The 13,747-nt window shown below is 74.5% G+C and carries 13 protein-coding genes; 8 read left to right on the forward strand and 5 right to left on the reverse strand.

What is annotated here, in order from left to right; translation table 11 throughout:
* Positions 1-73 precede the first annotated feature (73 nt).
* Positions 74-1,033: a mycothiol synthase gene (mshD, locus tag IE118_RS29085; RefSeq protein WP_189561062.1), complete on the forward strand. Its 960-nt coding sequence runs from the start codon at positions 74-76 to the stop codon at positions 1,031-1,033.
* Here mshD and IE118_RS29090 read toward each other — a convergent pair.
* The 5 genes from IE118_RS29090 to IE118_RS29110 all read right to left on the reverse strand — a co-directional run bounded on the left by IE118_RS29090 (position 1,011) and on the right by IE118_RS29110 (position 5,770).
* Positions 1,011-1,694 (reverse strand): ABC transporter, encoded by a 684-nt coding sequence (locus IE118_RS29090; protein ID WP_308431853.1) that lies wholly within the window; start codon positions 1,692-1,694, stop codon positions 1,011-1,013. The two genes, mshD and IE118_RS29090, sit on opposite strands and share 23 nt — an antisense overlap.
* 28 nt (positions 1,695-1,722) lie before the next feature.
* Positions 1,723-3,246, reverse strand: coding sequence for an ABC transporter permease (locus IE118_RS29095; RefSeq protein ID WP_189561063.1), 1,524 nt, complete (start codon positions 3,244-3,246; stop codon positions 1,723-1,725).
* Positions 3,243-4,103, reverse strand: coding sequence for an ABC transporter ATP-binding protein (locus IE118_RS29100; protein ID WP_189561064.1), 861 nt, complete (start codon positions 4,101-4,103; stop codon positions 3,243-3,245). Before IE118_RS29100 ends, IE118_RS29095 begins: the two co-directional genes overlap by 4 nt.
* A 264-nt stretch (positions 4,104-4,367) precedes the next feature.
* A complete protein-coding gene (locus IE118_RS29105) occupies positions 4,368-5,222 on the reverse strand; it encodes a cupin domain-containing protein (protein ID WP_189561065.1) in 855 nt (284 codons plus the stop codon).
* Entirely contained in the window at positions 5,219-5,770 is a 552-nt protein-coding gene (locus IE118_RS29110) for an RNA polymerase sigma factor (RefSeq protein WP_189561066.1), read from the reverse strand. The genes IE118_RS29105 and IE118_RS29110 overlap by 4 nt, the downstream gene beginning before the upstream one ends.
* Positions 5,771-5,890: 120 nt before the next feature.
* Here IE118_RS29110 and IE118_RS29115 point away from each other — a divergent pair, with 120 nt between their 5' ends.
* From IE118_RS29115 to pstS, 7 genes are all read left to right on the forward strand, one after another.
* Entirely contained in the window at positions 5,891-6,316 is a 426-nt protein-coding gene (locus IE118_RS29115; protein ID WP_189561067.1) for a GntR family transcriptional regulator, read from the forward strand.
* Positions 6,313-7,203 (forward strand): ABC transporter ATP-binding protein, encoded by an 891-nt coding sequence (locus IE118_RS29120; RefSeq protein ID WP_189561068.1) that lies wholly within the window; start codon positions 6,313-6,315, stop codon positions 7,201-7,203. Before IE118_RS29115 ends, IE118_RS29120 begins: the two co-directional genes overlap by 4 nt.
* Positions 7,200-8,198, forward strand: coding sequence for an ABC-2 membrane transporter-related protein (locus IE118_RS29125; RefSeq protein WP_229846976.1), 999 nt, complete (start codon positions 7,200-7,202; stop codon positions 8,196-8,198). The genes IE118_RS29120 and IE118_RS29125 overlap by 4 nt, the downstream gene beginning before the upstream one ends.
* A 187-nt stretch (positions 8,199-8,385) precedes the next feature.
* Positions 8,386-10,752, forward strand: a complete 2,367-nt coding sequence (locus IE118_RS29130; protein ID WP_189561069.1) for an RNA degradosome polyphosphate kinase — start codon at positions 8,386-8,388, stop codon at positions 10,750-10,752.
* On the forward strand, positions 10,733-11,923 hold the full coding sequence (locus tag IE118_RS29135) for a CHAD domain-containing protein (RefSeq protein ID WP_189561070.1): 1,191 nt from the start codon (positions 10,733-10,735) through the stop codon (positions 11,921-11,923). The genes IE118_RS29130 and IE118_RS29135 overlap by 20 nt, the downstream gene beginning before the upstream one ends.
* An 11-nt stretch (positions 11,924-11,934) precedes the next feature.
* On the forward strand, positions 11,935-12,369 hold the full coding sequence (locus IE118_RS29140) for an NUDIX hydrolase (protein WP_189561071.1): 435 nt from the start codon (positions 11,935-11,937) through the stop codon (positions 12,367-12,369).
* 224 nt (positions 12,370-12,593) lie between these two features.
* Entirely contained in the window at positions 12,594-13,724 is a 1,131-nt protein-coding gene (gene pstS / locus IE118_RS29145) for a phosphate ABC transporter substrate-binding protein PstS (RefSeq protein ID WP_189561072.1), read from the forward strand.
* Positions 13,725-13,747: the final 23 nt, after the last annotated feature.

Below are 13,747 nucleotides of genomic sequence, written 5' to 3' on the forward strand. Positions count from 1 at the left end.
GTTTAGCTTTGGCTGACACCGTTGCCGTCCGTTTTGCGGCCCCCTTCCGCACGGTCCCCTTACCCTCATAGGCATGACCAGCGACGACTTCGTACGGCCCGGCCGCTCCCGCTCGCTCCAGACGTATGCCGCGCTCTCCCCCGGGCAGACGGAGGCGGTCCTCGCCCTGCTCGCGGAGGCCGCCCGGGCCGACGGTCAGCAGGCGGTGTCCGAACAGGGGCGGCTGCAACTGCGCGGCGGGGAGCGCGAGGGGATCGCACACCTGCTGCTGTCCGTGGGCGACGAACTCGTCGGGTACGCCCAGTTGGAGGACACCGATCCGGTGGAGCCGCCGGCCGCCGAGCTGGTCGTGCACCCCTCCCACCGGGGCAGCGGGCACGGACGGGCCCTGGGGTCCGCGCTGCTCGCCGCCTCCGGCAAGCGGCTGCGGGTGTGGGCGCACGGCGGTCATTCCGCCGCCCGGCACCTGGCACAGGTACTCGGGCTCACCCTGTTCCGCGAACTCCGCCAGATGCGGCGGCCGTTGACCGGGCTCGACCTGCCGGACCCGGTGCTGCCGCCCGGCGTGCGGGTCCGGACGTTCGAGCCCGGCCGGGATGACTCCGCCTGGCTGGCGCTGAACGCCGCCGCCTTCGCCCACCACCCCGAGCAGGGTTCACTCACCCAGCGCGACCTCGACGACCGCAAGGCGGAACCGTGGTTCGACCCGGAGGGGTTCTTCCTCGCCGAACGCCGGGACGGTGACGCCGACACCGACGCCGACGGCGACGGCACGCTCGTCGGCTTCCACTGGACCAAGGTGCACGAGGCGGAAGGACTGGGCGAGGTGTACGTGCTCGGCGTGAGCCCCGACGCCCAGGGCGGCGGCCTCGGCAGGTCCCTCACCACGATCGGACTGCGGCACCTGGCGGACCGGGGACTGCCCACGGCCATGCTGTACGTCGACGCCGACAACAAGGCCGCCGTCTCCGTCTACGAGCGGCTGGGCTTCGTCACCCACGAGACGGACCTCATGTACCGGACGGAGACCTGAGCCGGCGCAGCCGGTGGCGCCGCAGCGGCTCGGTGAGACAGGCCGCGCCCGCCACGAGCACGACGCCCAGCAGCACGGCCCAGCGGTCGTGGGCGGCCGGCCACCGCTCGTCCCCCGGGGCCACGAACAGGGCCCAGTCCTCGGGGCACAGCAGCGGGGACAGCACCGCGGTGACCAGCAGGAACCCGGCGACCGCCGGCCCCGGCCGGGTGCCGTCACCGCGGTGCACGGCGCACGCCGCCCCGGTCAGGGCGAGCGCCAGGGCCGTCGCCGCCTCCACGGTGATGCCGGCGACCGGGGGGCGTACCGGCTGCGGCACCAGGAGCAGGGCGGCGGTCCACCACAGGGCGGCGACCGGGGCCAGGAGGGCGAGGCGCAGGCCGTGGCGGAGGGCGCGCCGGGCCGGGACGGCGGCCGTGGTGTGCCGGGCCGGGTCGTCCAGCCAGAAGGCCGCCCCGAGGGCGAAGGCGAGGGCAGCGGCGCGCAGCGCGGTCGGCACCGACCCGCCGCTCGCACCGTCGCCCGTCAGCCTCGGGGCCGCGGCGAGCAGCAGGCCGAGGCCGCCCCCCGCCGCGAGCGTCCACCAGGGCAGGGTCCGCGCGACCGGCCGCAGCAGCTGCGCCACCGGCACACCTCGTGTCGTCGCGCCGTTCACCGGCACTCATCCCTTCTTCCGGCCGTCGCGCCGCTCACTGGCACGCGTCCTCCCCCTCCGGCGCGTCCAGCCCCAGCACCTGCGCCACCCGTTGCGTCGTCACCTTCGGCGCGGTCAGCTCGGCCCAGTTGGCCTTCACCCTGGCGGCGGCCTCGTCCCGGGGCAGGTCCAGCAACGCACGCAGCACTTCCGTGTGGGCGGCCGTCATCTGCAGCGTCTCCGTCTGGGAGAGGACGATCGCCCCTCCCGTGACGCTGTCGTCCAGCCGCACCCGCCGCAGGTCCGCCACCGGGTCGGGCCGGCCGGCGAGCGCCGTCCACATCACGGGGACGATCCGGCCGTCGCACACCGCGCCCGACGCCTCCTCCCGTCCCGTGACCAGGACCACGGCGACGGCGACGGCGAACTCGGGGGTCCGGTTGCCGCCCCAGGAGGTGCCCACGGTCACCTCGCCCGGGTGGGGGGACGCGGCGAGCGCCGCGTCACCGTCGAGGCCGTAGCGCGCCTCGATCCGCTGACGCACGGTCAGCGGGCGCTCGTGGGCGTCGCCTCCGGCGAGGGAGCGCACGTCGTCCACGACCTCCGCCCAGTCACCGGTGCGCGGCCCCCACTCGGGGAAGGCGCAGTACGTCGTGGCGTCCCGTGCGACGCACCGCTGCGTCTTCTCGGGGGCGACCGTGGCACGGACCCGCGCCTCGGCCGTCTCCTCCGGCACGCCCCGGGACTGACCCCACGCGCCGGCCAGCGTCAGCGCCACCGCCGCGGCGGCCCCCGCCCGGACGCTCCACAGCCGGGCGCCGCCGGAGAGGAGCAGCGCCGCCAGGGCCACGCTCAGCGCGAGGCCCGCGAGGTAGAGCGCGTGCCAGGCGGCGGGGCGGCCGATCAGGTCGGAGGGGAGCGTGGCGGAACTGTTCTCGCCGACCGACGGCACCAGCCACCGCGACCAGCCCGTGCTCGTGGGTGCCGTGGCGAACACGGAGAACAGGAACAGGAAGACGATCAGCAGCGGGCCCGCCGCCGGCACGGGCAGCAGCCGCCCCAGCAGCACACCGAACGCGCCGAAGAGGAGGACGGACAGCGGTCCGACGAGGAGTTCGGCCGGCGAACCGTGCCCGACGGCGGTCGGCTTGAGCGCCTGCCAGGTGAACTGGACGCCCACGCACACCGCGACGAGCAGCGTCACCGGCACGACGGACAGCAGGTGCGCGACCGTACGGCGCCACGGCGGGACCACGAGCACCGACAGGTGCCGCTCGGTGTCGTACCGGCGGGAGCGCAGGACGGCCTGGTGGACGCTCAGCAGCACCGCGAGACCGACCAGGACGGGTGCGCCCTGGGTGGCGCGGTCGACGTCCTGGAGCGCCGGGTGGCCGTCGCCGACGCGGTGGGCGCGCCACACGGTCCAGGCCAGGTAGACCGCGAAGGCGACGAGGACCGGCACCCGGAGCAGGAGTCTGCGGCCCTCGAAGGCGGCGAGGGCGAACACGGCCGTCCAGGAGGGTCGGGGTGCGGTCGTCGTCACGGCCGGGGACGGCACTCCGGTCGTCGTGGCGGTCACGCCGTCACCTCCGCACCGGCGCCGTCGAGGGTGAGCAGGTAGCCGTCCTCCAGGGTGGGTTCCAGCAGGTCGGCGCCGGCGGGCGGGTCGCCGACGTTGCGGAAGGAGCCCGTCCCGGTGCGCCAGCCCGCCTTCGCGCCCGCGTCCCGCTCCGCACTGCTCCACACCCGCCCGGCGGCCCGTGCGGTCAGCTCGGCGGGGGTGCCGTCGAAGCGGACGGCACCGTCGGCCAGGACCACCACCCGGTGGCAGAGCATCGCCACGTCCTCGGTCTGGTGCGTGGACAGCAGCACGGTGCGGCCCTCACCGGCGCGGGCGATCAGCTCGCGGAACCGCATGCGCTGTTCGGGGTCAAGTCCCACGGTGGGTTCGTCCAGGACGACGAACTCGGGGTCGCCGACGAGCGCGGCCGCCAGCGCCACCCGCTGCCGCATCCCGCCCGACAGCTTCTTGACGCGCTTGCCGCGCACGTCGCCGAGACCGACCTCGTCGAGCACGCGGCGCACCTCGCGGTGCCGGGCGGTGCGGTCGGTGAGTTCCTTGAGGATCGCCACGTAGTCGACGAACTCGAAGGCGGAGAAGTCGGGGTGGAAGCCGGGGGTCTGCGGCAGGTAGCCGAGCCGGCGGCGGACCTCCTGCCGGCCGCCCGAGGTGGCGGGGTCGTGGCCGAGCACGGTGAAGGCGCCCCGGTCGGCCGGTACGGCGGTGGCGAGCACCCGCAGCAGCGTGGTCTTGCCGGCGCCGTTGGGCCCGAGCAGCCCGGTGACACCCGGGGACAGCCGCAGCGACACGTCGTCGAGGGCACGGGTGCGCCCGAAGTGGAGGCTCAGCCCGGAGGCGGAGACGGTGGGGGTCATGCACAACTCCGTACAGGTGGTGGATGGTCGGGGGTGCCGGACACCGGGGCCTCCGGCGGAACCGGCCACGGCCGGCCGGGCGGGGGACCCCCGACGGGACGGGTGACGATCAGGCCGGGAAGCCTTCGACCGGGGCAGGTGACGATCAGTCCGGGGGACCCCCGACGGGGCAGGTGACGATCAGGCCGGGGAACCCCCGACAGGGCAGGTGGAGGTCAGGCCGGGGAACCCCCGACAGGACAGGTGACGATCAGGCCGGGGCGGTCACACGTCGCGGCTCCGGTCGACGTCGAAGCGGTCGCGGAGCAGGACCAGGAGTCCCGCGGCGAGCGCGGCGACCGCCGCGGACACCCCCTGTCCGGCCGCGGTGAACGGCGCGAGCGGGGCGTCCGCGTCCTCGGCCCGTGCCGTGTGCGCGACGAGCAGCAGCGCGACCCAGCCGCCGCCGACCAGGGACGGCGCGAGCACCGGGCCCAGCCGGGCGGTGAGGGCGAGGGCGGTCGCGGTGAGGGCGAGGGCGGGCAGCAGCCAGGCCAGGGCGCGCAGCCCGTAACCGGGCAGGGCGAGGGTGGCCAGCCCGTTGAGGCCGAGCGCGGCGGCGAGCACCGCGACCGTGCGGATCATCAGCAGCCGGAAGCCGTGCAGCGGGGCGACGACGGCCATCTCGTACGTCGGGTCCGGGCCGGGCCCGTACGACAGGGCGACCCCGGCGAGCGGCAGCAGCGGGGCGAGGGCGAGGAAGAGGGTGGGCGAGCCCGCGCCGCCCCGGTCGGCGGCGACGGCCGCGGTGAGCAGGAGCACCGCGAGCACAGCGCCCAGCCAGGAGCGGCGCAGCGCGGGCGTGGCCGCCAGCAGCCGTGCGGTGTGGTCGGCGAAGCCGATCCGGACGAGCAGCGACTCCAGGAGCCCCGGCCGCGGCGCGTCGAGTTCGGCGTCGAGTCGCTCCCAGCCGGCGTCCAGGGCGACGGGGTCGAAGGCCCCGGCGAGGACGGCCCGGCAGGCGGCGCAGGCCGTGAGGTGGGTGTCGGCGGACCAGAGCGCGGGTGGCTCCAGATCGCCACGGGCGTAGGCCCGCAGGTCGTCCTCGGGGACGTGCCAGCCCGTCGTCGCGTGCGTCATGCCAGCGCCTCCCTGAGTTGCCTGCGGGCGCGCATCGCCCGGGTCTTGACCGTGCCCGGCGGGATGCCGAGCAGGACGGCGGCCTCACGGGTGGACAGCCCGTCGACGACCGTCGCCTGGAGCACCGCGCGCAGTTCCGGCGAGAGCCGGACCAGGGCGCCGGCGAGGTCGCCGTGCTCCACCCCCGCGAGCACCCGCTCCTCCGCCGACGCCTCGTCCCGGTGCCGCAGCCGCGCCAGCGCCTGCCGCAGCCGGCCGCGCGCGCCGGCTCCGCGCAGGGCGTCGACCAGCCGGCGCGAGGCGATCCGCCACAGCCATCCGGCGGCGTCCGCGCCGGCCGTCTCCTCCCGGTAGCGGGCCGTGCCGCGCCACACCGCGAGGAAGGTCTCCTGCACGACGTCGTCGACGATGCCCGCGTCGGCGCACCGGCCGCGCATCCGGGCGGTCAGCCACGGCGCGTACCGCCGGTACAGCTCCTCGAAGGCGCGCCGGTCGCCGTTCGCCGCCACGGCGTGCAGCAGCTCCCCGTCGCTTCTCGTTCCGCTCACGTCTCCTCATCGGTCCGGCCCCGCCGATCGGTTCACGCCGGGCCCGGGGACTTCGCTTGACTTTCCGGCCACCCCTGCACCACCCTTTCACTACTCAATTAGTGAAAGGGTGGTTGTCGGGTGATCGACTACCGCATCGACCGGCACACCGGTGTGGCCACCTACGTCCAGATCGTGCAGCAGACCAAACAGGCCCTGCGCCTGGGCCTGCTGAAGCCGGGCGACAAGCTGCCCACGGCCCGCGAAGTCGTCGAAGCCACCGCCGTCAACCCCAACACCGTGCTGAAGGCCTACCGCGAACTGGAGCGCGAGGGGCTGGTCGAGGCCCGGCGCGGCCTCGGCACCTTCGTACGGCGCTCCCTGGGCGCCGCCCCCGCCGACTCCCCACTCCGCGCGGAACTGGAGGAGTGGGCCTCCCAGGCCCGCGAGGCCGGGCTGGAGCGGGAGGACGTGGCCGCGCTCTTCACCGCCGTACTCGACACGCACTACCCGGCGCACACGCCGGACCCCGCACCCGCGAAGACCTCTGAGGGAGACCCTTCATGACCGTCCCGGCCATCGAGGCGGACGCGCTCGGCAAGCGCTTCGGCCGACGCGCCGCCTGGGCGCTGCGCGACTGTTCCTTCCGGCTGCCCGCGGGCCGCGTCTGCGCCGTCGTCGGCCCCAACGGCGCGGGCAAGTCCACGCTGCTCGCCCTCGCCGCCGGGCTGCTCGCCCCCACCGAGGGCACCGTCACCGTCCTCGGCACGGACCCGGCGACGGCCCGCCCCCGGGTCGGCTTCGTCGACCAGGGCAAGCCGCTGTACCCGCAGCTCGGCGTCGCCGAGACGCTGCGCATGGGCGCCGACCTCAACCCGGGCCGCTGGGACGCGGACACCGCCGACCGGGTCGTGGCCGGCGGCGACCTGGACCCGCGGGCACGGATCCGCTCGCTCTCCGGCGGCCAGCGCACCCGGGTCGCCCTCGCCCTGGCCCTGGGCAAACGGCCCGAACTGCTGCTCCTCGACGAGCCGATGGCCGACCTCGACCCCCTCGCCCGTCACGAACTGATGGGCGTCCTGATGGGGCAGGCCGCCGAGCACGGCACGACGATCGTGATGTCCTCGCACGTCGTCGCCGAGCTGGAGGACTCCTGCGACCACCTGCTGCTGATCGGCGGCGGCCGGGTCCGTCTCGCCGGTGAGATCGACGACCTGCTGGCCGCCCACACCCGGGTGTCCGCCCCGGCGGAGACCGACCTGGCCCCGCACGCGGTCGTGGAGGCCCGCACCACCGGCCGCCGGCTCAGCGCCCTGCTCCGCCCGTCCGGACCGCTGCCCGGCGACTGGCGCACCGGGACGCCGTCCCTGGAGGAACTCGTCCTGTCCTACCTGCGCAACCCCGGCGCCCTCGCCCCCGCCCCGGCGCCCGACACCACGGAGACCGCCGCGTGAACACCACCCTGACCACCGTCCCGGCCACGACCACCCCCGCCGGCCCCGCCCACGCGCCCCGCCAGCTGCGCTGGCTCCTCCGGCTGCACCGCCCTGCCCTCCTCGCCGGCGCGGCGCTCGTACTGCTGACCGGTGCGGGGCTGCTGTGGCTCGGCGGTCCGCTCGCCGACGCCTCGGCGGCGGCCTGGAAGCGGTACAACGCCTGCGCCTTCGACGAGCGCTGCTCGTACGACCAGGACGCCGTCATCCGCTACAAGGACGTGTACAACTACACGACCTACGCCGTGCTCGCCGTGCCGTTCCTGATCGCCGCGTGGGCCGGCGGCTCGCTCACCGGCCGTGAGATGGAATCCGGCACGGCCCGCCTCGCCTGGACGCAGGGCGTCTCCCCGGCCCGCTGGCTCGCCTCCCGGCTCGCCTTCCCCACCCTGGCGGCCCTCGCGGCGACCGGTCTGCTCACCCTGCTGCACCGCCTGGCCTGGACCGGGAGCGAGGACCGGATCGACACCGCCCTCGTCTGGGACCACTACCCCACCTTCTACGCCAACGGCACGGTCCCCGTGGCCCTCGCCCTGGCCGGACTGGCCATCGGCGTCCTCGCGGGACTGGTGCTGCGCCGCGCCGTCGCCGCGCTCGCCGTGGCCACGGCCGCGCTCGGGGCGCTCTGGGCGGCCGTCCACACCGCCCTCCCGCACCTGTGGCCCGCGGTCACCAGGGTGACCGGCCTGCGGGAGGGCCCGCGCGGGGAGGGCATCTGGGCCGGGCAGGGCGTGCTGACCGCCGACGGCGACCGGCTGGACGCTCCCTGCCTCACCAGCATGCTGCCCGGATGCGAGACGACGCTGTCCGACATGGGCGCCGTCAGCTTCTACCGCGACATCCACCCCGCCGCGCACTACTGGCCGCTCCAGCTCGTCGCCTCCGGCATCATCCTCGCCGTGGCCGCCCTCCTGGTCCTCGCGGCCTTCCGCCTCCTGCGCCACCGCACCCCCTGACCTTCCCTCCACCACGGCCGCGGCCCCCACCCGCCCCACGGGTCGGGGGCCGCCCTCACGCCCCTGCCGGGAATCACCTCACCGGCACCCACCGGCACCCCACCACACCCCCGCGAGCCGCCGCCCGGCATCCCGCACGTCATGTCTCCGTAACCGCTGATTCAGACAGGCTTGCGACGCTCGGCCAATGCATCCCGCCGTGCCAGAGCCTGCACCGCCCCGACGGGTGAACGGGGGGAACGGGGACGCCTCAGGGCCACCGCCGATCCCACCCGCGCATTCCGACGCGCCCGTGACGCCCCCGGCGCGGAAGAATGGGGGCATGAGCCAGCCCAACGCCCAGGCACAGGTACAGCACCCGCAGCCCTCCGTGGGCTCCATAGCCGCCCACCGCCCGCACACCGTGGCCGGAGTGGTCTCCGACCTGGAACCCGACATCGACGCGGACCTCGACGGTTACGAGGAGGCGCAGACCGACGGCGCCCCGCTCCCCCAGGGCCGCTTCCTCGACCGGGAACGCAGCTGGCTCGCCTTCAACGAGCGCGTGCTGGAACTGGCCGAGGACCCCGCCACCCCGCTCCTGGAGCGGGCGAACTTCCTCGCGATCTTCGCCAGCAACCTGGACGAGTTCTTCATGGTGCGCGTGGCCGGCCTGAAGCGCCGCATCGCCACCGGGGTCGCCACCCGCTCCGCCTCCGGCCTCCAGCCGCGCGAGGTGCTGGAGATGATCTGGGCCCGCTCCCGCGAGCTGATGGCCCGGCACGCCGCCTGCTACCACGAGGACGTCGCCCCCGCACTCGCGGAGGAGGGCATCCACCTGGTCCGCTGGAACGAGCTGACGGAGAAGGAGCAGGCCCGGCTGTTCACGCTGTTCCGGCACCAGATCTTCCCCGTCCTCACCCCCCTCGCGGTCGACCCGGCGCACCCCTTCCCGTACATCTCCGGCCTGTCGCTGAACCTGGCCGTCGTGGTGCGCAACCCGGTCACCGGCCACCGGCACTTCGCCCGGGTGAAGGTGCCGCCGCTGCTGTCCCGCTTCCTGGAGAGCTCCCCCGGCCGCTACGTACCCATCGAGGACGTGATCGCGGCCCACCTGGAGGAGCTGTTCCCGGGCATGGAGGTGCTCCAGCACCACGCCTTCCGGCTCACCCGCAACGAGGACCTCGAAGTGGAGGAGGACGACGCGGAGAACCTGCTCCAGGCGCTGGAGAAGGAGCTCATGCGGCGCCGCTTCGGGCCGCCGGTGCGGCTGGAGGTGGAGGAGTCCATCGACCGCGAGGTGCTGGACCTGCTGGTGCGCGAGCTGAAGGTCGGCGAGGCGGAGGTGTACCCGCTGCCCGGCCCGCTCGACCTCACCGGGCTGTTCCGCATCCACAGCCTGGACCGGCCCGAGCTGAAGTACCCGAAGTTCGTCGCGGGCACCCACCGCGACCTGGCGGAGGTGGAGTCGGCGTCCCCGCCGGACATCTTCGCGGCGCTGCGCAGCCGGGACGTGCTGCTGCACCACCCGTACGACTCCTTCTCCACCTCCGTGCAGGCGTTCCTGGAGCAGGCGGCCGCCGACCCGGACGTGCTCGCCATCAAGCAGACCCTGTACCGCACGTCCGGCGACTCCCCGATAGTCGACGCGCTCATCGACGCCGCCGAGTCCGGCAAGCAGGTCCTCGTCCTGGTCGAGATCAAGGCCCGCTTCGACGAGCACGCCAACATCAAGTGGGCGCGCAAGCTGGAGGAGTCGGGCTGCCACGTCGTCTACGGCCTGGTCGGTCTGAAGACCCACTGCAAGCTGTCCCTGGTGGTCCGCCAGGAGGGCGAGACGCTGCGCCGCTACAGCCACGTCGGCACCGGCAACTACCACCCGAAGACCGCCCGGCTGTACGAGGACCTCGGTGTGCTCACCGCCGACCCGCAGGTCGGCGCGGACCTCTCCGACCTGTTCAACCGCCTCTCCGGCTACTCCCGCCGCGAGACCTACCGGCGCCTCCTCGTCGCCCCCAAGTCCCTGCGGGACGGGCTGGTCTCACGGATCGACAAGGAGGCGCAGCACCACCGTGCCGGGCGGCCCGCGTACGTGCGCATCAAGGTCAACTCGATGGTCGACGAGGCCGTCATCGACGCCTGCTACCGGGCGTCGCAGGCGGGCGTGCCGGTCGACATCTGGGTGCGCGGCATCTGTGCGATCCGGCCGGGCGTGGGAGGGCTGTCGGAGAACGTGCGGGTCCGGTCCGTCCTCGGCCGCTTCCTCGAGCACTCCCGCGTCTTCGCCTTCGGCAACGGCGGGGAGCCCGAGGTGTGGATAGGCAGCGCGGACATGATGCACCGCAACCTCGACCGCCGGATAGAGGCGCTGGTCCGGGTCACCGACCCCGCCCACCGGGCCGCGCTGAACCGGCTGCTGGAGACCGGCATGTCCGACACCACGGCGTCCTGGCACCTCGGCCCGGACGGCGAGTGGACCCGGCACGCGACGGACGCGGAGGGCCAGCCCCTGCGCAACGTCCAGGAGATGCTCATAGACGCCCGGAGGCGCCGGCGTGGCACAGCGACACCCTGATCCGACGGCCGGTCCCGTCCCGGCGGACGCCCTGGCCGGCTATCTGCGGGACCGGGCGACCGAGTTCCTGCGCGCGCTGCGTCTGCACCGGGAGACCGGTGCGGGCGCGGCCGCGTCGGAGGACTCCGTCGAGGCGGCCCGCGCGCTGCGCCGCGCGGCCCGCCGCATCAGCGCCGGTCTCCACACCTTCCAGCCGGTCCTGGACCCCGGCTGGGCGGAGGCGCTGCGCCCCGAACTGGCCTGGGTGTCCGGCACGCTGGCCCAGGAACACGCGTGCACCGCCCGCCTGAACCAGCTCCTCCTGGCGCTGCACCGCCTGTCGGGAGCGGCCCCGTTCCCGGCGCCCGCCCGGGCGACGGCCACCCGCTCCCCGGCCGCCTGCGGCCCGCCGTCCGACGGGAGGCACCGGGCGGTGGACGGGACGACCGCCCCGGCGCGGCGCGCCGCGACCGTCACCGCGACCGTGACCACCACCGTCCCGGAGCCGGCTCCCGCCACCGCCCCCGCCGCCGCGTCCGACCGGGCCGTCGTACGGGCCGTGCCCGCCCCGGACCGGGGGAACCTCACCGTCGGTGCCGCCAAGGCCGGTGCCCTGCTGGACCGGCAGCTGACGCTGGCCCGGACCCGGGCGCACTCCACCGCGCTCCAGGCGCTCGGTTCCTCCCGGTTCCACGCGATCGCCGACAAGGTCGCCTTACTCGCCAGCGAGGTGCCGCTGTCCCCCGCCGCGGACGGCGCCGACCTGCGCCCGATGGCCGACGCCGCGCACGAGCGGCTGACCGACGCCGTCACCGCGCTGCCCCTGCTCACCGCGGGCAGCCCGTACAACGCGGAGGCTCTGATCCACGGCCTCTCCCCCGACCCCTCCCCGCACCCGCAGGACGCCGCCTGGCACCAGGTGCGGCTCCTGCTGCGGCTGCACCGCTACGCGCGCGAGGTGCTGCGCACCGCCGCCCACCCGTGTCTGCTCACCGCCGGTGAGGCGCTCGACCGGCACCGCGACGCCTCCGAGGCGGCCGCCGCCGCGGCGCAGGCGGCCCGCACCCCCCGCATCGCCCCCGCCACCGCGTACGCGCTGGGCGTCCTGCACGCCGACCAGCGGCATGAAGTGGAGGCCGCGCGGTACGCGTTCCAGCGCGCCTGGCAGAAGGAAGCCCTCGGCACGTCCTAGGGAGGCACCCGGTGGGCACCCCCGGCAAGCACCGCACCCTCACCGTCCACGCCGCCGGCTGCGTCCTGTGGCGCCGCTCGCCCGTGACCGGCGACCTGGAACTGTGCCTCGTCCACCGGCCCAAGTACGACGACTGGTCCTGGCCCAAGGGCAAGCTCAAGCGCGGCGAGGACCCGCTGGCCGGCGCCCTGCGCGAGGTCGCCGAGGAGACGGGACACACCGCCGTGCCGTCCGCCGAGCTGCCCACCGCGCACTACCTCGCCGCCGGCCGCCCCAAGCAGGTCCGCTACTGGGCGGCCGAGGCCGTCTCCGGCGCCCTCACTCCGAACGACGAGGTCGACCGCCTGCTCTGGCTCCCGCCGGACGCCGCCCGCGCCCGCCTCACCCGCCCGGGTGACGCCGGCCTCGTGGACGCCCTCCTCGCCACGCTCCGCCCGGGAGACTGACCGTCCGGGATATCACCCCGTGTCCTCGACGTGAGCGTTCCGTGACCTCACCGCACCGTCCTCAGGGGTTCACCCCTCGTTCATTTACGGCCATCGGCGGCTTCACCTGTTCTGCCTAATTTCGGCCTTACCGGATGCGGATCGCCCGAGGAGCACGGAGGCGACCACATCACCCGCTTCGCACGCCGCCGAATTCAGGACGGCGGCCACTGGAAGGAACTCAAGTGAAGCTTCAGCGCAAGAACCGGCGGGCCCTCGCTCTCGGTGCTCTCGCCGTCTCCGGCGCCCTGGCCCTCACGGCGTGCGGCTCCGACGACACCGGTGGCAACGCGAGCGGCGACGGCGCCTCCGCCACCACGCAGGCCGGCAACATCGACTGCGGTGACGCCAAGGGCCAGCTCGCCGCCTCCGGCTCCTCCGCGCAGAAGAACGCCATCGACGCCTGGGTGAAGCAGTACGCCGCGGCCTGCAAGGGCGTGCAGGTCAACTACAACCCGACCGGTTCGGGCGCCGGCATCACCGCGTTCCTCCAGGGCCAGACCGCGTTCGCCGGCTCCGACTCCGCGATGGACGCCGAGGAGATCAAGCAGTCCCAGAAGATCTGCAAGGACGGCCAGGCCATCGACCTGCCGATGGTCGGCGGTCCGATCGCCGTCGGCTTCAACGTCGAGGGCGTCGACGAGCTCGTCCTGGACGCGCCGACCCTCGCCAAGATCTTCGACAGCAAGATCACCAACTGGAACGACGCGGCGATCGCCAAGCTCAACCCCGACGCCAAGCTCCCCGACCTGAAGATCCAGGCCTTCCACCGCTCGGACGAGTCCGGCACCACGGACAACTTCACCACCTACCTCCAGGCCGCCGCGCCCAAGGAGTGGACGTACGAGCCCAGCAAGTCCTGGGAGGCCAAGGGCGGCCAGTCCGCGCAGGGCTCCTCCGGTGTCGCCCAGCAGGTCAAGCAGACCCCCGGCGCCATCTCCTACATGGAGCTGTCCTACGCCAAGGACGGCATGAAGACCGTCTCCGTCAAGACCGAGGCCGCCGAGCCGGTCGCCGCCACCGTCGAGAACGCGACCGCCGCCATCGGCGCCGCGAAGGTCGTCGGCACCGGCAAGGACCTCGCGCTGGAGCTCGACTACACCCCCTCCGCCGAGGGCGCCTACCCGATCGTCCTGGTGACGTACGAGATCGTCTGCGACAAGGGCAACAAGGCGGAGACCCTGCCCACCACCAAGTCCTTCCTGAACTACATGGCCTCCGAGGACGGTCAGTCGCTGCTGGCCGACGCGGGCTACGCCCCGATGCCCCAGGAGATCATCACCAAGGTCCGCGAGACCATCTCGAGCCTCGCCTGACCCGAGAGTGCGGACCGGCCCCG

This window comes from Streptomyces pilosus (genome assembly GCF_014649835.1).
GTDB classification, from domain to species: domain Bacteria; phylum Actinomycetota; class Actinomycetes; order Streptomycetales; family Streptomycetaceae; genus Streptomyces; species Streptomyces pilosus.